This is a genomic window from Streptococcus suis, assembly GCF_017601095.1.
Classification (GTDB): Bacteria; Bacillota; Bacilli; order Lactobacillales; family Streptococcaceae; genus Streptococcus; species Streptococcus suis_Z.
Map to the genome: position 1 here is coordinate 14117 of NZ_JAGFUX010000011.1, position 19484 is coordinate 33600.

Genomic DNA, 19484 nt, shown 5'->3' on the forward strand with positions numbered 1-19484 from the left:
AGCCTGACGGCTCTTATCTTGTTTAGAAAGATTCTTATTTTCTTTTCTTAGCTTGCTGCTTACGAAGACAGCGCTTTTCCTTACAATCTGCTATACGTTCTTGACGGTAATCTTTATTTCCCAATAATCGAAGAAGATTCAAGAGCGGTGTCCGATTTTCCCCAAAAATCCCGATTAATTCGCATAAAATCAACACACCCAACAAAAGCGCAATCATTAGCAAAGTGCCACCTAGTCGGCTTGAAACATTGAGTAAGAGTGAAATAAGGGCGAAGACAAAGGAAATAGCATAAATCACCAAAACGGTCCCTCGGTGACTAAGACCTAGCGATAAGAGTCTATGGTGCAAGTGCATTCGATCAGCTTCATAAATCTTTTGACCAGATAATTTACGACGGATAATGGCGACAACTGTGTCTGTAATTGGAACTCCTAAAATAATCATAGGGGTCACAACTGCAACTGCTGTCGAGTTTTTCAAGCCTTGAAGCGATAGAACACCGTTCATAAATCCAATGAACAAGGCCCCTGTATCACCCAGATAAATTACAGCTGGATTATAGTTATAAGGCAAAAAACCTGCAATAGCCGCTACCAAAACAAAGACAGTGACGGTCAAAAAGATATTGCTATCATAAAGAAAGAAATAAGATACAATTCCCATGGTGGATAGGGAAATAATCGACACTCCTGACACCAAGCCATCCAAGCCATCCAGCAAGTTAACAGCATTGGTAATGGCAATGATCCACAAAACTGTCAAACAGAAGGATAGCCACGGTTCAAAATAAAGGACTGGACCTCCAAAAGGAATCTTGAATTGGTCAAAATGAAAATCGGTAAAAAACCAAATGGACGATGCAGCTACGATGATTCCCAACAGCTTTGGCAAAGGTGCCAGCTCAAAAATATCATCGATCAAGCCAAGTACCACTACCAAGCTCCCCGCCAAAAGTAGAGGAGTAATGTAATCTCTGAAATGCCCCAAATAAGGTAGGGGGTAGACAATCTGAGGCAAGAAGAAATAACAAGCAATCGCAAATGATAAAAAGACTGCTAAACCTCCGGCAGAAGGCATGGGAACTTTATTGATCCTCCTTGCGTTTGGCTGATCGACCGCCCCAATTTTAAAGGAGAGCAAGCGTACCAAGGGCGTCAAAATCAGTGATCCCACCAGCGTTCCAATCAGTACCAAAATGTACTTAAGAGCGAATGGAACCATCATCTTAGACCTTCCTCACAGTGGCCAAGGCCGCTTGAGGCAACAAGAGATGTCCATGCTCTTGAAGAACTGCACGGGTCAAGTTGGAATCCTTACTATGTTCCAGCATTCGCGCCAAGACGTACTCTGGGTAGTTTCTAACCTTATGCTCCACATGAATCAAAACTGTCATGTAGTAACGACCATCCATCTTGTAGAGCTCAGACTCCTCGATATCAAAATCAACTGTTTGACTGAATTGATGCAGTTGTTGAAAATCATCAAACTCAAGGATGTAATAGATATACTGTCGATCTCCTTCCTCTTCTTCAGCATCCAAGGCTTCCACTTCTTCCAAAAAATTCACTGCTGCACTGTCCGCTGCACTCTTACTACGCATTGAATCCTCAAAAGTCTTAAATAGCTGCTCTGGAGAAAGCTTAGACACATCATCCAAGTTGGACAAATCTGCCAAGTCTTCAAAATCTAACTGCTGGTCAATTTCTGACTTGGTGACAAAAATATCCACACGATCAGGTTTTGGCGTTACACGAAAACTAAGCATCCCACTTTCCTTGAAATGATTTGGCAAATCCAATTCATCCAAGACAGTATAGAAAAAGTCTTCTGTTTTTTCTTGAGGAATGAGAAAATCAGCAATTTCCATCCCTCTTTCTTCTAAATCGTCTAATAAAATGGTGATTTTTAAGGTCGAATCACTAATTTGCTTGACTTTCATCACATACCTCTTACTTTCATTGCCCTTGCTCGAAAAAAATAAGCCTAGGGCTACACTCATACAGGGTTACTTCCTTCATTATACAAGAAAGAACTGTATTTTACAAAAAAAAAGCAGACGTATCTGCCTTTTACAAAATCAATGTAAAGAGATAATAAATGAGCAAGAGCGTCCCCAATCCGATACGGTACTTGCCAAAAATAGTGAAGTCATGGCGTTTGACATAATCCGTCAAAAAGCGGATGGCTAAAAGAGAAACTCCAAAAGCTGTCACCATAGAAATAAATAGCAAGAACCATTGACTTCCTGTCACAGAAATCCCCTTAGCCAACAATTTGACTATTTTGAGCAAGCTGGCTCCGAACATAATTGGAATTCCCAAGAAAAAGGTGAATTCTGTCGCAACCTGACGGCTAGTCCCTAGTAAAATCCCACCTAAAATAGTAGCTCCTGAACGGCTGGTTCCTGGAATTAGAGCAAGAACTTGGAATAATCCAATATAGAGGGCCGTTTTATAAGGTAGGCGTGCCAAGGAAGTAACTTGAGGTTCACGCGATTGGTTCCATTTTTCAACATAGATAAAGGCAATCCCATAAGCAATCAACATCAAGGCAACGACTACAAAGTTGTAGAGATGCAAGTCCAGCCAATCATCAAACAGAAAACCCAAAACCGCTGCTGGCAGGGCTGCAATGACTACCTTTGCCCAAAGCTGCCAGGTCAAACGGATCTCCTTAGCTGATTTACCAGCCTGAAATGGATTCAGCTTATCAAAATACAGAACCATCACAGCCAAAATAGCTCCCAACTGAATCACAACATTAAACATCGAAGTGAAATCATCACTGACCTTTGAAAACTTGACAAATTCTTGCACTAAAATCAAATGGCCTGTCGAAGAGATGGGCAACCATTCTGTAATCCCTTCTACAATTCCAAAGAAAATCGCTTTTATAATTTCAATCAACATGTCAAACCCCTTTCTTTTTTCATATTATACCATATTCGACTTGTATGTGAATAAAAAAAACAATAGGATTGAAATTTGTCAGAATTTTTTGTAAAATAGACAAATACTTAAAAAGGAGTTCTTATGAAAACAAAGTGGATTGTGTTCCTGCTGACCTTGTTCAGTCTCTTTACGGTGACAACAAGTGTGCAAGCAGATGAGTATTTGCGGGTTGGTATGGAGGCTGCCTATGCCCCCTTTAACTGGACGCAAGAGGACAACAGTAACGGAGCCGTTCCTATCGAAGGAACCAACCAGTATGCCAATGGCTACGATGTCCAAATCGCAAAAAAAATTGCCGAATCCTTGGACAAGGAACTCTTGGTGGTTAAAACCAAGTGGGAAGGTCTTGTTCCAGCTCTTACTTCTGGAAAGATTGATATGATTATCGCTGGTATGAGCCCGACCGAAGAGCGAAAAAAAGAGATTGCCTTCTCAGATAGCTACTACACTTCTATTCCGACCCTTGTAGTTCGTTCAGATAGTGAGTACGCTAATGCAAGCAGCCTAGCTGAATTTTCCGGCGCGAAAATTACTGCCCAGCAGGGTGTCTACCTCTACGATTTGATTGACCAAATCCAAGGAGCAGACAAACAAACTGCCATGGGAGATTTCTCCCAAATCCGTCAAGCACTGGAAGCTGGTGTTATTGATGCCTATGTTTCTGAGCGTCCAGAAGCCCGTACAGCTGAAGCTGCAAACTCTGTTTTTAAAATGGTCGAATTGACGGACGGATTTACAACCAATACTGAAGATGTGACCATCGCAGTTGGTATGCGCAAGGACGATAGCCGTATCAGTCAGGTTAACGAAGTTCTTGCAGGCTTTTCTGAAGAAGACCAAATTGCCCTCATGGACAATATGATTGAAAACCAGCCTGTCGAAGAAGCCAGCGAAGGTGAAACTCCTAGCTTCTTTGCTCAAGTGTGGAACATCATTGTCAACAACTGGCAACAGTTGCTTCGTGGCACTGGAATGACCTTGCTCATTTCCATCTTGGGTACCATTATCGGTACAGCCATTGGTCTATTGATTGGAGTTTTCCGTACAGCGCCAAAAGCAGCTAACAAGGCTCTTGCAATTGGTCAAAGAATTCTCGGTTGGTTTATCAATATCTACATCGAAGTTTTCCGTGGTACACCGATGATTGTACAATCGATGGTTATCTACTACGGCACCGCTCAAGCATTCGGTCTCAACCTTGACCGCACCCTAGCTGCTATTTTCATCGTATCCATCAATACCGGTGCTTACATGAGTGAAATTGTCCGCGGTGGTATTTTCGCAGTTGACAAGGGGCAATTCGAAGCCGCAACGGCTCTTGGATTTACCCACAACCAGACCATGCGCAAGATTGTTTTGCCACAGGTTATCCGCAATATCCTACCAGCTACTGGAAATGAGTTCGTCATCAACATCAAGGATACTTCTGTACTGAATGTTATCTCTGTTGTTGAATTGTACTTCTCAGGAAATACCGTGGCGACACAAACCTACCAGTACTTCCAAACCTTTACCGTCATTGCCATCATTTACTTTATCTTGACCTTTACTGTGACCCGTATCTTGCGGACAGTTGAAAAACGCTTTGACACAGACACCTATACAACCGGTGCCAACCAAATGCAAATCGAGGTGCCTCATGACTAAGAACATCATTCTTGAAATTAAAAATCTAAAGAAATCCTACGGACAAAACCAGGTCCTCAAGGACATTTCTGTGACAGTGGAAAAAGGAGAAGTCATTTCCATTATCGGTTCTTCGGGGTCTGGAAAATCAACCTTCCTCCGTTCCATCAACCTCTTGGAAACACCCACCGAAGGACAAATCCTCTACCACGGTCAAGATGTCTTGGCCAAGGGCTATGATTTGACCACCTATCGTGAAAAACTAGGCATGGTATTCCAGTCTTTCAACCTCTTCAACAACCTCAATGTCTTGGAAAATGCGGTCGTAGCACAGACAACTGTATTGAAACGCGATCGTGCAGAAGCTGAGAAAATTGCCAAAGAAAATCTCAATAAGGTCGGTATGACTGAGCAGTACTGGCAGGCCAAACCAAACCAACTGTCTGGTGGACAAAAACAACGGGTTGCAATTGCCCGTGCCTTGTCTGTGGATCCAGAAGTCATCCTCTTTGACGAGCCAACTTCTGCCCTAGATCCAGAGATGGTCGGCGAGGTGCTTAAGACCATGCAGGATTTAGCAAAATCTGGCTTGACAATGATTATCGTTACGCACGAAATGGAATTTGCCCGCGATGTTTCTGACCGCGTCATCTTTATGGATAAGGGAGTTATCGCTGAAGAAGGCAGCCCACAGCAAATATTTGAAAATCCCCAGGAAGAACGAACCAAGATCTTCTTACAACGTTTCCTCGGTTAGACAAGCAAATAAGGATGGGTATTCCCCATCCTTATTCTCATATAAAAATAGACAGTCTGCAAAGCAAACTGTCTATTTTTATATAGCTAAATCAGATTAGCCTTCAAATTTTTTATGGTTTTTATCGTAAAAATCAATCAAACCCAAAGCAGTTGCAAATGAGATATTGTCGATTTTTGCACGACCTTGTGCAAGAGCAATAACTGACATTTCGCGTGCATTGGTTTCTTTAGAGATACGGTAACCAGTGATTTTTTTATCACGGACCCAGCCGACAACAGCGGCTACTTTTTCGTAACTTGTCATAAAAGACCCCTTTCCATTTTATTCGTGCAGTTTAGTATAATACAAATGACCAAGATTTGTCAAGAGAATTGTTCGTTTTCTACAAGTTTTACAAGGAAATAATTGTTTAATACTCGCCTTGAAAACTTATGTGATGGCGATAACTTGGAGCAATCAGCCTCCTTTCCATTGCAAATCTAGCAGCTTATTCTGCATAAGAGAAACAGAAATCTTAGACCAGCATTTTATAAAGGGAATCATTCTCATGGAGATTGATGTATTGCGGATCAAACTCTTCTAGTCGTTGGACGAAAGACGAATAGTCATTTTTATTCCCCAGTGCAATACCGATAAGAACTGGTCCTGTCCCCTTGTTGGCCCGCTTGATGTACTCAAAACGAGTAATGTCGTCATTTGGTCCCAGGATGTGGTTTACAAATTCGCGCAATGCTCCAGGTCGTTGCGGAAAGTTAACCACAAAGTAATGCTTGATTCCTTCGTAAATCAATGCCCGCTCTTCCATTTCCGGCATACGGTTGATGTCATTATTCCCTCCCGAAATAATACAACAAACAACCTTGCCTTTGATTTGATCTTTGACAACATCAAGGGCTGCAATCGTTGCGGCACCGGCTGGCTCTGCAACGATCCCTTGCTTGGAATAGAGATCAATAATGGTTTCTGAAATCCAGCCTTCATCAACTCCAACTAGTTGATCAACATGCTTACGGGCTACTTCATAGGTAGTTTTTCCAACTTTTTGAACAGCAATCCCATCTGCAAACTTATCAATAGTTTCCAGTTTAACCGGTCTGCCTTTGTCAAAAGCTGCCTTCATTGAGCGAGCACCGCTCGCTTCAACACCTATAATTTTGGTGTCAGGAGCCTGGTCTTTGATATATGCAGAGACACCAGCAATTAGACCACCACCACCAACAGGTACTAATATGGTATCGAAGGAAATAGCTATCTCCCTCGCTTGCTCCAACATTTCAACTGCAACCGTTCCTTGGCCAGCTTGTACATTTTGGTCATCAAAGGGATCGATAAAAATCTTACCAGTTTCTTGTGTATAAGCTTGCGCTGCCTTGGCAGACTCATCAAAGGTATCACCTACCAACTGGATATCTACCTGATTCCCACCAAAGAATCGGACCTGTCCAATCTTTTGCTGGGGAGTGGTCACTGGCATGAAGATAGTTGCTGGAATTCCCATTTCTTTACAGGTATACGCCACACCTTGGGCATGATTTCCAGCCGAAGCACACACAACACCCTGAGCTTTTTGATTCTGACTTAATTCAGAAATGGCATAGTAGGCCCCGCGAATCTTAAAGGAACGAACAGGTTGCTCATTTTCCCGCTTGATGTAAATTTGGGCACCATACTTCTCAGATAAGTAACGATCATAATCCAATGATGTGCGAACAACTACCTTTTGCAAGGTTTCATGTGCTTGTTGAACATGTTTTGCTTGTAAGGTCAATGGTTTTCTCCTCTTCTGGTTCATTATAGCAAATATGCAAAGAAATTTATAGAAATTATGCGCACTTCCGTCTATTTCATTGCATTTTTATCATAGAGTGGCTGAAAAGAGTTGGAAATCCAACTCTTTTCAGCCTTTATTTATTATCAAAGCAAGTACTCGTTAAACTTAGTAACTCACCTAAACTTTCACTCTTAACAACTTCTGTTGATAAGAACACTTCATTTCTAAGCTCAGGATAGAATAGCCTATCCCTAGGATGCCTCGCTTTCTCGTTGTCAGGCGAGGGCGTATGGTCGCTCTCACATTGCTAGGCGACCAGCTGAAAGAGTCTATCCCCAGACTCTTTCACTCCACTTCAACTGCCTTGCTTTCGTATTTCTGGGCAAGGGCTAGAATAGCCTATCCGTAGACCTGCCTCGCTTTCTCGCTTTCAGGCGAGGGCTCTGACAGTTTGGGGAACTGTCAGAGGTTGGAGATGAAACTTGCGATAGCAAGTGTCTCCTAGCCTATCCATAGACTTACCTCGCTCTCTTGTTGTCAAGCTCGGGCTAAAACAGTCCCTCGGACTTTCCTCGCTTTCTCGTTTTTAGGCGAGGGCTAAAACAGTCCACTGGACTTTCCTCGCTTTCTCGTTTTTAGGCGAGGGTTAAAATAGTCCCCCGGACTATTTTAATTATAAATCTTAAACGAATCGTCGTCGTTACGGCTGACGAATGGCATTGCCTTGCGGAGTTCTGCTCCGACTTTTTCGATTTCAAGTCCTTCTGCTTCTTTGCGGTATGCTTCCATACGTGGACGACCTGCCTTGTAGTCGTTGACGAAGTCGTTGGCGAATTTACCTGACTGGATATCTGCAAGTACTGCTTTCATGTTTTCTTTAACTTGGTCTGTAATTACGCGTGGACCTGAAACATAGTCACCGAATTCAGCAGTGTTTGAGATAGATTGACGCATTTTCTTGAAGCCACCTTCGTAGACAAGGTCAACGATAAGTTTCATTTCGTGGAGAACTTCGAAGTAAGCTAATTCTGGTGCATAACCCGCTTCTGTCAAGACTTCAAAACCTGCCTGCATAAGGGCTGTCAAACCACCGCAGAGAACTGCTTGCTCACCAAACAAGTCTTCTTCCGTTTCTTCCTTGAAGGTTGTTTCCAAAAGACCTACACGAGCCGAACCAACGCCTTTTGCCCAGTCCATAGCGATATGCTTGGCATTGCCAGTTGCATCTTGGTACACTGCGTAAAGAGCTGGCACACCGAAGCCTTCTTCAAAGGTACGGCGAACCAAGTGACCTGGACCTTTTGGTGCACACATGAAGACATCCACATCTGCTGGTACCTTGATAAATTCAAAGTGAACGTTGAAACCGTGGGCAAAACCAAGGGCATTTCCCGCTTCCAAGTTTGGAGCGATTTCTTCATTGTAAAGGTCTGCTTGGATTTCGTCTGGAGCCAAAATCATGATAACATCGGCTTGTTTTGCTGCTTCGGCTACTTCAAAGGTTTCAAAACCGTCTTCTTTTGCCTTGTCAAATGACTTACCTGCACGCACACCGATGATAACATCGTGCCCTGTATCACGCAAGTTTTGGGCATGGGCATGGCCTTGTGAACCATAACCGATAACGGCGATACGCTTGCCATCAAGTGCTGCTACTGTTACATCTTTTTCATATTGCATTGCTACTGCCATAATTTTTTCTCTTTTCTGTTTTTTATGTTTAAGGTTGAATGCTCAAAGAAACTGAACACTAGACTGGGCGAGGAAGGCGAGGATAGAACTAAAGTTCATCAAGCCAGGTCAACGCAGTATTGTGTTTATTTTCGAAGAGCATTAATCTCTACTGAAACCAGTTGCTCCCGTCCTTGCGATATTCTTAATGCCATAAGGCTGAATCACACGCAGGAGGGCGTCAATCTTGTCTCCGTCACCAGTCATCTGAATGGTAATGGAATGAGGTGCCACATCGACAACGCTGGCACGGAAGGGCTGGATAATGGCTAAAATTTCTGCCCGCTTAGCTGGCGGAGCAACGATTTTAACCAGAATTACTTCCCGTTCCAAATGGGGAATATCTGTCAAATCGCGGACACGGACCACATCAATCAAGCGATTGAGTTGCTTGATAATCTGTTCCACTTCGTCCATATTGGCCACATCGACAATGACGGTAACTCGAGAGATGTCATCCACTTCAGTCGGACCGACCGATATGGACTCAATATTGATTTGCCGGCGAGATAGGACACCTGTAAAACGGTTGAGGACACCTGATGAATTTCGTAATTTTGCTGTTAACATTCTACGCATTAAACTTCACCCCCAACATCTCTGCATTGCTCTTGCCTGCTGGAACCATTGGTTGAACGTGTTCTGCTTTGGAAATATGCACTTCAATCAACATAGGCTTGTCTTCCAAAATGACCTTCATATCTTCTGTCAGGGTCTCTGGATTGTCAAAACTGTAATGGGCAATACCGTAAGCTTCAGCTAGCAGCTGGAAATTTGGCTCCGCATCAAAAACAGACTGGCTACGGCGTTTGTCATAGAAGGATTCCTGCCACTGACGGACCATACCAAGCGAATGATTGTTAATTAAAACGACCTTAATCGGTACACCATAGCCGTTGAGAATGGCCAATTCCTGGTTGGTCATCTGGAAACCACCATCGCCAACAAATAGAACAACTTCCCTATCAGGGTTGGCTAATTTTGCTCCAATAGCTGCTGGAATCCCAAAGCCCATGGTTCCCATGCCACCTGATGTCACCAACTGGCGGGCATGTTTGTAAGGATAGAATTGAGCCGCCCACATCTGGTGTTGGCCAACATCTGTGATAACAATGGCGTCCCCATTTGTCAACTGACCAATTAGTTCAATCACTTTTTGTGGTTTGATACATTCTCCATCCTGTTCATACCAGAATGGCGCCCGACGTTTGTTTTCCAAGACTTGGGCTGTCCAGTCTGCATAGTCCGTTTCTACTAGTTCCAGCTTGAGAAGTGCTTGGAGAGTCGCCTTGGCATCGCCTACGACTGGAATGGCTGTCTTTTTAACCTTACCAATCTCTGCTGGGTCAATGTCAATATGGGCAACAGTAGCGTTCGGTGCATAGGTCAGAGGATTGCCTGTCAAGCGGTCGTCAAAACGGGCACCAATATTGATAATGTAATCCGCATCGTTCATGGCCATATTTGCTGCGTAGGAACCGTGCATTCCTCCCATCCCAAGTGATAGTTCATGCTCGATTGGCATTGCGCCTAAACCTAGCAAGGTTGAAACAACGGGAATCTTGTAACGATCTGCGAATGCAATCAGTTCCTGATTGGCATCTGCGTAGTTGACCCCACCACCAGCAAGGATAACCGGTTGTTTGGCAAGACTCAAGTGCTTGAGGATTTTTTTGACTTGCAGGCCATTTGGCTCAACGGTCGGTTGGTAGCTTGGCAGGTGAATACTTGGGTCATGGTAGCTACTAACCAGGGTCTCCTGAATGTCTTTAGGAACATCAATGACGACTGGGCCTGGACGACCAGTTGTAGCGATATGCACGGCTTCTGTAATCACGCGCGGAATATCTGCTGTATCACGAATCTGGTAATTGTATTTTGTAATTGGAGTTGTTATCCCAATAATATCTGCTTCCTGAAAGGCATCCTTACCGATCCCTCTTGTCGCAACCTGGCCGGTGAAAACCAGTAAGGGTACGCTATCCCCCATAGCATCAGCAATCCCTGTAATGGCATTGGTCGCTCCTGGACCTGACGTCACCAAGGCAACACCTAATTTACCAGTTGACTTGGCATAGCCCTCAGCTGCATGTACTGCTCCTTGCTCATGCCGTGCCAAAATGTGCTGAATACCTTCAAAACGATAAATTTCATCGTATAGCGGTAAAACAGCTCCACCTGGGTAACCGAAAATCGTATCAATCCCCAGTTGGTTCAAAGTATCTAAGATCAGATAAGAACCCGATCGTTCACGGTCTAATCGAAACTCTTCCAACAAGGTTTCCCCCTTCTATAAATTTGTTTCTACTATAATAACATTTCAGTTTAGATTATACTAGCAATTTGTAGTTATCTTCTATAATAGCACAAAGTAAAATAAAGTCAAACAATTTTCAGAAAATTTCTACATTTGTTCGATTTCTTAAAAATTCCTAAACCAAATCTTAAGTCAAACTTAAGCAAATCCCTTTCCCAGCTTAGTTTTAGGTTCCTTTTAGAAAAGTCCAGTATAGTGATACCATAGAAAAACAAAAGAGGTTATGATTATGTATTATGTTGTAATTCCCGCTTATCAACCCGATCAAAAACTGATACAACTACTGGAACTCATGCAAAATCGTCTTTCCTGTCAAGGCATTGTCGTAGATGATGGCAGTACAGGAGGTGCGGAGCAGGTTATCCAGGAAGCCAAAGCATATGCAACAGTCCTCCATCATTCTGTCAATCAAGGAAAAGGACAGGCCCTTCGAACAGCTTTTCGCTATATCCAAGGGCTACAAAAGAATGCTGTGATCGTCACAGCGGATGCAGATGGACAACATGCTGTCCATGACATCGACCGTGTCGCCCAAGCAGCGACTCAACTACCCAACCGGCTCATTCTCGGTGTCCGACAATTTACCAATGATATCCCTCTTCGGAGTCGCTTCGGTAATAAATTAACCCGACTACTCTTCCATATGCAGACGGGTGTTAAAGTTAGTGATACCCAAACTGGATTGCGTGCTTTCCACTCCAACTTGCTACCATTTATGCTAACAGTTGAAGGTAATCGTTACGAATACGAGATGAACATGCTAACTCAGGCAAGTAAGAAATTCAAGATTACAGAAGTCCCTATTGATACCATCTATATCGATGACAATGCTAGTTCCCACTTCCGTCCCATTCGTGATGGGCTTATGATTTACAAAAATCTCTTCAAATTTGCCCTAGCATCTTTTAGTGGATTTTTAATCGATTATGCAGTCTATGCCCTTTCTCTTCTCTTTCTTGCGGCAACACCGACTGCCATTCGGCTCTTTTTCGCCAATGCCCTAGCCAGAGTGACTAGTTCAATCTGCAATTACTCTTTGAACAAAAAATTGGTTTTCAACAATCAGGATAGCCTGGCAAAAACAGGTAGCAGCTACTTTGCCCTTGTCTTTGTCCTCTTCTTCTGTGACACCGCCTTACTTTACCTCTTCCATCAAGTACTTGGTATCAATCTCTACTTGGTAAAAATTGTGGTCGGCATCCTACTCTTCTTCGTATCATGGATCGTTCAGAAAAAATTGATTTTCAAAGAAAGGAATACATTTTCCCATGAAATTGCTTAAAAAACCCTTTATATACGCATCACTATTCGGCACATTACTCACTAGTGGTTTCACCTACTCCATGCTCAAAACCTTTGTCCTCTCAGAAGCTATTACAACAGTAGAATCCACAACGACAACCGCTGCAGCGACGACAAATTCCAGTACAGTAGCAAGTAGCACCGCTGCAACAACCGCAACCAATGTGACAACAACTGATACCTCTTACGCTGATGACAATATCCAAATCACACTCGAAACCATTACAACCAACAACACGACTGTCTATGTAGCGGATATCCAAGTCAGCTCACCTGAGTACTTGAAAACAGCCTTGGCTCAAAATACCTATGGTACCAATGTAACTGCCAAAACTTCTGAAACCGCTGCGGCCAACAATGCCATCTTGGCGGTCAATGGCGACTACTACGGTGCCAACTCAACAGGTTACGTCATCAAGAACGGTGTCCTCTACCGTGATACTGTCCGTGACAATGCTTCTTATGGTGACTTGGCTATTTATGCTGACGGCTCATTTGAAATTATCTATGAAAATGAAATAACAGCTCAAGAGTTAATTGACAAAGGAGTTGTCAACTTGCTCGCCTTCGGACCAACCTTGGTAGAAAACGGTGAAATCGTGGTGGATACTTCAACAGAAGTTGGACGGGCCATGTCTTCCAACCCTCGTTCAGCCATTGGTATCATCGATGAAAACCACTATATCATCGTTGTGGCAGACGGCCGTACTTCTGAAAGTGAAGGTCTATCCCTCTATCAACTGGCAGAAGTTATGAAACAATACGGAGCAACAACTGCCTACAACTTGGACGGCGGCGGTTCATCAACCCTCTACTTCAACGGTCAAGTGATTAACAACCCAACAACAAACGGAAATACTATTTCAGAAAGGGCGGTGAGCGACATTGTCTACATCGGTTACTAATACAGAAAACAAACGTACTATTCGCACATTTATCACTTATTTAGCACTAACATCCTTCCTCTTCATCTTCAGTCGGGTCTATGAAAGCCTCAGTTATGGAGAAACAGCTTTCCATATGCACTATCTGTTCTGCGTAACCCTGATTGGGGGAAGTCTTCTACTTGGCTTGATGGCAATCCATCGCACACTCTCTCGCCTGACCTATAATCTCTGGAATTCTGGCGTAGCGGTTATCACCGCAGGTTTTCTCCTCCGTGGCATTATCAACCTGTCCGGACGGTCTACAACCCTGGATCAACCTTACTGGTATGTCGGTGCTGGCTTCCTGATTCTAGCTGTGATTAGCCTCTTCATCAAGCAGACCAAAACAGCTGCTCCAACAGTATAATTTCAATAAAGTGAAGCAGTTCCCCACTAATATGTGGGAGCTGTTTCCTTTTGTTTTCAAAAAATTCAGAAATTTCCCATTATTTGTCAAATCCTTTTTCATATCCCTCATAACTATGGTATAATAAGAAAACCAATCACCAGAAAGATAGGAAGCAGAGAAATGACAGATAAAGATACACTTAAAACCCTTCGTCACCGTAGCTCAGTCTACGATTCAATGGTCAAATCACCCAACCGTGCCATGTTGCGTGCCACAGGCATGACGGATGATAGCTTTGAAAAACCGATTGTTGGAGTTATTTCAACCTGGGCAGAAAATACACCCTGTAATATCCACCTTCACGACTTCGGAAAATTAGCCAAAGAAGGGGTCAAAGATGCTGGCGCTTGGCCAGTTCAATTCGGTACCATCACCGTTGCAGACGGGATTGCTATGGGAACTCCTGGTATGCGGTTCTCCTTGACTTCACGTGATATCATTGCAGATTCTATTGAGGCAGCTATGGGAGGGCACAACGTGGATGCCTTTGTCGCAATCGGTGGCTGTGACAAGAATATGCCAGGCTCCATGATTGCCATCGCCAACATGGACATTCCAGCTGTTTTTGCCTACGGCGGAACCATTGCGCCAGGTAATCTCAATGGTAAAGACATCGACTTGGTATCCGTTTTTGAAGGAATCGGAAAATGGAACAATGGCGACTTAACTGCTGAAGAGGTTCGTCAAATCGAGTGTAACGCTTGCCCTGGCCCTGGTGGTTGCGGTGGTATGTACACTGCCAATACCATGGCTACTGCCATTGAGGTAATGGGCATGTCTATTCCTGGCTCTTCTTCTCACCCTGCTGAATCTCCTGAGAAGAAGGCTGATATTGAAGAAGCTGGTCGTGCCGTTGTACGCATGCTAGAACTTGGTATTAAACCATCTGACATTATGACTCGCGAAGCCTTTGAAGATGCCATTACAGTCACCATGGCACTCGGTGGTTCAACCAATGCTACTCTGCACTTACTAGCCATTGCCCACGCTGCCAACGTTGACTTGACCTTGGAAGATTTCAATGATTTCCAAGAACGCGTGCCCCACTTGGCAGACTTAAAACCATCAGGAAAATACGTCTTCCAAGATCTCTACAATATCGGCGGTGTCCCTGCGGTTATGAAATACTTGCTCAAAAACGGCTTCCTCCATGGTGACCGCATCACCTGTACAGGTAAAACCGTTGCTGAAAACTTGGAAAACTTTGCAGATTTAACACCAGGTCAAGATGTCATCATGCCACTTGAAAATCCAAAACGTGCAGATGGCCCACTCATCATCCTCAAAGGTAACCTTGCTCCTGAAGGTGCCGTTGCCAAGGTTTCCGGTGTGAAAGTCCGTAACCATACTGGTCCTGCTAAGGTCTTTGATTCAGAAGAAGAGGCGATTGAAGCTGTCTTGACTGACGAAATCGTCGATGGCGATGTAGTCGTTGTCCGCTATGTTGGGCCAAAAGGTGGGCCTGGTATGCCGGAAATGCTGTCGCTTTCATCTATGATTGTCGGAAAAGGCCAAGGCGACAAGGTAGCCCTTCTGACTGATGGCCGCTTCTCTGGTGGTACCTATGGTCTGGTTGTTGGCCACATCGCTCCTGAAGCCCAGGATGGTGGCCCGATCGCCTACCTCCGCACAGGAGATTTGGTGACGGTGGACCAGGATACCAAGGAAATCACCATGCACGTTTCTGACCAAGAAATCGAAGAACGCAAGAAAACGACGGTCATTCCACCACTCTACTCTCGTGGTGTTCTCGGCAAATACGCCCACACCGTATCCTCTGCCTCTAAAGGAGCAGTTACCGACTTCTGGAGACCTGAACGCAGTGGAAAACAATCATAACATTACAAAACCCTGTCACTGCGACAGGGTTTTCACAAGGAGAAAATCAAATGAAACTACATGTCGAACTATCCCGTTTCCGTGTCAAAGAGGGGAAGTCAGCTGTCGTTGACCAGTGGATGGCCTTTCTCAACGAGCACATGGAAGACACCCTTCTCACTCTTGAAGGAGAGAAAATGTATGTCGAAACCATCTTCCGCGAGGTATTGGATGGCCGCGAATACCTCTACTGGTACTCCGTTCAAGCAGAAAGTGGGGTTGAGGTAGAAGATTCTGAGTCCTACATCGATAAAAAACATTTAGAATATTGGGAAGAATGCATTGATTCCAGCTACGGCATGGTAGACCTTGACCCTCAGGTCATCATGATTCCGAAGCCAATTTATGAAACCATGGAAGAGCTGGACAGACAGTACGATGAGACCTATAAAAAATGAGTTGCGGCAGGCAACTCATTTTATTTAGGACTAATACCTAGTGTAATCCGTCCAAGACGGCTGATACGGGTCATTTTCCAAGCTGGTGACCAGACGATTTCGACCTGGGCATCCTCAATTCCCTCAATGGTTTTCAAGGCCGTAACCAATTCCCCAGGCATGGTATCGGCACAGGAACAGCCTGCATCCGTAAAGGTCATGGTGACCTTACAAAAACCAGCGTCATCCACATTTATCTCATAAACCAAACCTAGATTGTAAATATCTAACTCAATTTCTGGATCATAAATGGTTTCAAGAATTTTGACCAACTGATCCGATAGAGCAGCTGCTCGGTCGTTCAAGAGTATATCGTCTCGCATTTTCCCTCCTATAGTCTATCTCAATCTTTAACTGCTTATTGAAAAAGGGACTGTAACTGCCCCAACAAGGAGAACAAAACAGCAAGCGTCATGATAATAATCAAGATAATGTAGACCAATGGTTTCCGTTTTTTCTCTTTTTTAGGTTCAACATAGCGAGCATTTTGAATGCGTGACTCGATGTCTTTTTTCAATAAAGGATTTTCTTTAGCCATTAACCTCTACCTCTTCACCCAAGGCCTTTTGATAGGCTACCTGAGTCTCTTGTCCAAGTCCAGTACGTTGTTTTACGATAAAGTCACTAGGAGAGTCTACAAAGCGCTTGATTCCCTCAATCATTTTATTGGCTTGACTAAATAGCACAATGTTTTCTGGCAAAGTTAAATGACGATTATGTGCCGTATTTTCAAATGCAAAAATTGCCTGATTGTATTCAAAGGCGCGGCGCACAACTCCTTCTACTTCACTTCCATGGTTAACATCCAAATATATATCACAGGTTTCCAATAAATTGGTCAAGGCATCCTGGCGAACATTTGGATAGAGAGTCACTTGATTTCTAGTCCCATATTGCATCAGGCGACTTGACATCTCGGTCAAGGCAGCAACATGAAAATGATAATCTGGCAAGGAGTCTAGTAAGAAATCAAAATGCTGGATTTGGTCCGAATTGGTCACAATTAGGATATTCTTACTTCCCCCATTCACACGTCTGTCTGGATAAATCATTCCTAAGTGTGAAATACGACTTCTTTGTTCTTCTGGCAGTAGGTCTAGCATTTGCTGATAAGTTGCCTTATCTTGTACCAAAATGCGTTGATTTCGACTTGTCTTAGCTAGTTTCAACTGCATATTTCCTGGAATTGCTCCATTCAAACCTTCCTGCCAAAACAAGATATCTTCCCCAGGTCCTTGTAAAGCATAGGTGATGAAAAATGGATAAGAGAGCGAATTATACAATACACGATTTGTCTCTAGACCCAGTACTTCCAAAAAATAACGGAAGAATGAAGCCTTATCCGGAAACAGTCTGGTTTGCCCTTGCCAGTTCAAGATAATGTCTGCTGTCAAGTAGTTTTCCACAATGACTTCCACTCCTTGGCTGTCATAATAGCTTTTGGTATTGGCTACTTGCTGCTCATTAAAACTGGTCCGAGCAAATAATTTTCCAAAGCGATTGTAGTGATCCGTATACCGAACTTTGCCTGCTCGATCCATCCAATCAACCGCCTTAACCAATCGTCTATAACTTGGCTCAGCAAAGAAAATTTTACCCCGCAAAACATCATAGTCCCAAATCTCACCATCACGACTGGTTCCTGTAATTTCCCAAAAATTTTGAACAGGGACTTGGTTAAAGTACAAGGGCTTCCCAACGCCATCTCCAAAGCCACAGAAATACGAATAGGCAGAAAGCACTCCATCAGGAAGAAATCCATCATCCTGTACAACAATGACTGGGCCGGTAAAACCAGAAACTTGCAATGAATGATGTAAATCTTTTGCTTCCCTATTGAATTGATCTAAGATAGTTATCACTTGGCAACCTCCTGGATGAATGCCATCCACTTCTCTTCTAATTTTCTTGTCAAAAAGTCCTCTGCTCGTCGATAGGAAGCCTGGTGGAAGGATTCTGTTTGCTCAGCTTGCTGATAGAAGGCAATCAACTTCTCCGCAAAGGCTTTCGCATAGGCATCCGCAGCATCCGGACGTAAACGAGGAATCAAATACCCATTTTTCTCATTCTCAATGAAAGTCTGATTGCCATAGGGCACATCCAGTCCAATCATGGCTAGACCAGAGCCAATTGCCTCCATCAAGGTCAATCCAAAACCTTCACTCGTAGAGGCTGATAAATACACCTCATAATTCTGGTAAATAGACTTCAAATCTTGATGGCCTTTCAAGCGGATATAATCTTGAGCCTGGTGCTCTTCTATCAACTGTTGGAGATGACCGCGTTGGCCACCTTCTCCATAGATATCAAAAACCAAATCTGGCAAACTTTCACGAGCCAACACCACTCCCTTCACCAACCAATCAATATGTTTCTCCGTCGCTAAACGAGAACAGGTTAGGGTTGAAAATGGTCTGCGACTTTGCTCAGGATAAGCTAATTGGTCCAAACTTCCTACGGGAATGGTAATCACCTTTGGCGCCTGTCCTTGATAATGGCGGAATTGTTCAGCCAAAGTCTGCGTTTGGGCATCCGTCGATGTGATGAAGGCATCAATTGCCCCAGCATTGGTAAATTGATATTCATAGAAATTATTCCATAAAATCGTATCTTCTGTCACATGCCCATCACTATAATGCTCCGCGTGTACGACAACCGCTACCTTGGCATCTCCTTTATTCCGTAAGACAGCTTGACCAATCTCGGTCGAACGATCCACCAAGAGGATATCCTGGCTCCCAAGATGCAACTGCTGCAACATGCGTTCGATCAACTCTTCTTTCGAATAGAGCAAGGCATCTGGAAAACGGTAGAGACTCTTTTTATCCGAGCAATTCTCCTCATAAGCAACACTACCATTTTCATTATAAAAGACTCTCCGATAGAGTTTTGGTGTGTTTTGATCCGGTGCGTAATACTCCGAAAACATGCGCGTATAGCTATAATAGTCCTTGCGGATTAATTTCCCCCTGCTCAGGTACTCGACACGCTGGACAACAGTTGGATCATCTTTTTTGAAAAAGGCGATGACATGGGCGTCCTGTCCTGTATAACGGTAACGAATCGCTGTTGCAGTATGAGTTTCCACTTCCACCGCTGTATGTAAACTAGCTTGAAAATCCTCTAATCGGTAGGTTGTTGGCGCAATTTTCAAATCCGTGAAAAAGCTGTACAACCAAATGATTTCCTCATCTTCAAAACCGATATTCTTGGTAAAGTGAGCAATATTTTCATTTTGAAACATATCCGTAAAAATAAATTTCGTTTCAAGACCTAGTTTTCGAAAGATACTTGCTCGATAAGCTTGGGCATACTCCACGCCACTACTTGCCCAACCAATTCCTTTGTTTATATTATATATTGTCATTCTTCATC

At 43.6% G+C, this 19484-nt stretch carries 19 protein-coding genes; 7 read left to right on the top strand and 12 right to left on the bottom strand.

All coding sequences use genetic code 11. The features are described 5' to 3' along the window. Nucleotides 1-34: 34 nt before the first annotated feature. From J5566_RS08895 to J5566_RS08905, 3 genes are all read right to left on the bottom strand, one after another. Nucleotides 35-1222, bottom strand: coding sequence for a glycosyltransferase family 4 protein (locus tag J5566_RS08895; RefSeq protein ID WP_208563024.1), 1188 nt, complete (start codon nt 1220-1222; stop codon nt 35-37). Between the two features lie 4 nt (nt 1223-1226). Beyond that, nucleotides 1227-1940, bottom strand: coding sequence for an adaptor protein MecA (mecA, locus tag J5566_RS08900; protein ID WP_208562994.1), 714 nt, complete (start codon nt 1938-1940; stop codon nt 1227-1229). Between the two features lie 130 nt (nt 1941-2070). Then, nucleotides 2071-2910 (bottom strand): undecaprenyl-diphosphate phosphatase, encoded by an 840-nt coding sequence (locus J5566_RS08905; protein ID WP_208562995.1) that lies wholly within the window; start codon nt 2908-2910, stop codon nt 2071-2073. A 123-nt stretch (nt 2911-3033) separates the two neighbouring features. On the opposite strand from J5566_RS08905, the gene J5566_RS08910 reads away from it, so the two are divergent. Together J5566_RS08910 and J5566_RS08915 are read left to right on the top strand one after the other, a co-directional pair. After that, a complete protein-coding gene (locus J5566_RS08910; RefSeq protein WP_208562996.1) occupies nt 3034-4599 on the top strand; it encodes an ABC transporter substrate-binding protein/permease in 1566 nt (521 codons plus the stop codon). Next, nucleotides 4592-5335, top strand: a complete 744-nt coding sequence (locus J5566_RS08915; protein WP_208562997.1) for an amino acid ABC transporter ATP-binding protein — start codon at nt 4592-4594, stop codon at nt 5333-5335. The genes J5566_RS08910 and J5566_RS08915 overlap by 8 nt, the downstream gene beginning before the upstream one ends. Nucleotides 5336-5431: 96 nt before the next feature. On the opposite strand, the gene J5566_RS08920 is transcribed toward J5566_RS08915, so the two are convergent. The 5 genes from J5566_RS08920 to J5566_RS08940 all read right to left on the bottom strand — a co-directional run bounded on the left by J5566_RS08920 (nt 5432) and on the right by J5566_RS08940 (nt 11115). Next, the gene (locus J5566_RS08920) at nt 5432-5641 is read right to left on the bottom strand and encodes a hypothetical protein (RefSeq protein ID WP_158457303.1); all 210 of its coding nucleotides are present in this window, start codon (nt 5639-5641) and stop codon (nt 5432-5434) included. 211 nt (nt 5642-5852) lie between these two features. Continuing rightward, nucleotides 5853-7106 carry a threonine ammonia-lyase IlvA gene (ilvA, locus tag J5566_RS08925; protein ID WP_244229006.1) on the bottom strand — a complete coding sequence of 418 codons (1254 nt, stop codon included), beginning with the start codon at nt 7104-7106 and terminating at the stop codon, nt 5853-5855. A gap of 672 nt (nt 7107-7778) precedes the next feature. Beyond that, on the bottom strand, nt 7779-8801 hold the full coding sequence (gene ilvC, locus J5566_RS08930) for a ketol-acid reductoisomerase (protein ID WP_105118310.1): 1023 nt from the start codon (nt 8799-8801) through the stop codon (nt 7779-7781). Between the two features lie 141 nt (nt 8802-8942). Beyond that, nucleotides 8943-9419 (bottom strand): acetolactate synthase small subunit, encoded by a 477-nt coding sequence (gene ilvN / locus J5566_RS08935; RefSeq protein WP_208562999.1) that lies wholly within the window; start codon nt 9417-9419, stop codon nt 8943-8945. Continuing rightward, on the bottom strand, nt 9412-11115 hold the full coding sequence (locus tag J5566_RS08940; protein ID WP_208563025.1) for an acetolactate synthase large subunit: 1704 nt from the start codon (nt 11113-11115) through the stop codon (nt 9412-9414). The genes ilvN and J5566_RS08940 overlap by 8 nt, the downstream gene beginning before the upstream one ends. 265 nt (nt 11116-11380) lie before the next feature. On the opposite strand from J5566_RS08940, the gene J5566_RS08945 reads away from it, so the two are divergent. The 5 genes from J5566_RS08945 (at nt 11381) to J5566_RS08965 (ending at nt 16070) form a co-directional block, all read left to right on the top strand. Further along, the gene (locus tag J5566_RS08945) at nt 11381-12439 is read left to right on the top strand and encodes a glycosyltransferase (RefSeq protein ID WP_208563000.1); all 1059 of its coding nucleotides are present in this window, start codon (nt 11381-11383) and stop codon (nt 12437-12439) included. Continuing rightward, nucleotides 12426-13364 carry a phosphodiester glycosidase family protein gene (locus J5566_RS08950; RefSeq protein ID WP_208563001.1) on the top strand — a complete coding sequence of 313 codons (939 nt, stop codon included), beginning with the start codon at nt 12426-12428 and terminating at the stop codon, nt 13362-13364. Before J5566_RS08945 ends, J5566_RS08950 begins: the two co-directional genes overlap by 14 nt. After that, nucleotides 13345-13752, top strand: coding sequence for a hypothetical protein (locus J5566_RS08955; RefSeq protein WP_172059661.1), 408 nt, complete (start codon nt 13345-13347; stop codon nt 13750-13752). Before J5566_RS08950 ends, J5566_RS08955 begins: the two co-directional genes overlap by 20 nt. A 162-nt stretch (nt 13753-13914) precedes the next feature. Further along, nucleotides 13915-15633 carry a dihydroxy-acid dehydratase gene (ilvD, locus tag J5566_RS08960; RefSeq protein ID WP_208563002.1) on the top strand — a complete coding sequence of 573 codons (1719 nt, stop codon included), beginning with the start codon at nt 13915-13917 and terminating at the stop codon, nt 15631-15633. A gap of 50 nt (nt 15634-15683) precedes the next feature. Continuing rightward, on the top strand, nt 15684-16070 hold the full coding sequence (locus tag J5566_RS08965) for a DUF6176 family protein (protein WP_208563003.1): 387 nt from the start codon (nt 15684-15686) through the stop codon (nt 16068-16070). Nucleotides 16071-16090: 20 nt separating this feature from the next. Here J5566_RS08965 and J5566_RS08970 read toward each other — a convergent pair whose 3' ends face one another. The 4 genes from J5566_RS08970 to gtfA are packed head-to-tail and all read right to left on the bottom strand — an operon-like array spanning nt 16091 to nt 19476. Beyond that, complete coding sequence (locus tag J5566_RS08970; protein ID WP_208563004.1) at nt 16091-16432, bottom strand: metal-sulfur cluster assembly factor; 342 nt, start codon at nt 16430-16432, stop codon at nt 16091-16093. Nucleotides 16433-16467: 35 nt separating this feature from the next. After that, nucleotides 16468-16647: a hypothetical protein gene (locus J5566_RS08975; RefSeq protein WP_208563005.1), complete on the bottom strand. Its 180-nt coding sequence runs from the start codon at nt 16645-16647 to the stop codon at nt 16468-16470. Continuing rightward, nucleotides 16640-17971, bottom strand: coding sequence for an accessory Sec system glycosylation chaperone GtfB (gtfB, locus tag J5566_RS08980; RefSeq protein ID WP_208563006.1), 1332 nt, complete (start codon nt 17969-17971; stop codon nt 16640-16642). Before gtfB ends, J5566_RS08975 begins: the two co-directional genes overlap by 8 nt. After that, nucleotides 17968-19476, bottom strand: coding sequence for an accessory Sec system glycosyltransferase GtfA (gene gtfA / locus J5566_RS08985; RefSeq protein WP_208563007.1), 1509 nt, complete (start codon nt 19474-19476; stop codon nt 17968-17970). The genes gtfB and gtfA overlap by 4 nt, the downstream gene beginning before the upstream one ends. Nucleotides 19477-19484 lie beyond the last annotated feature (8 nt).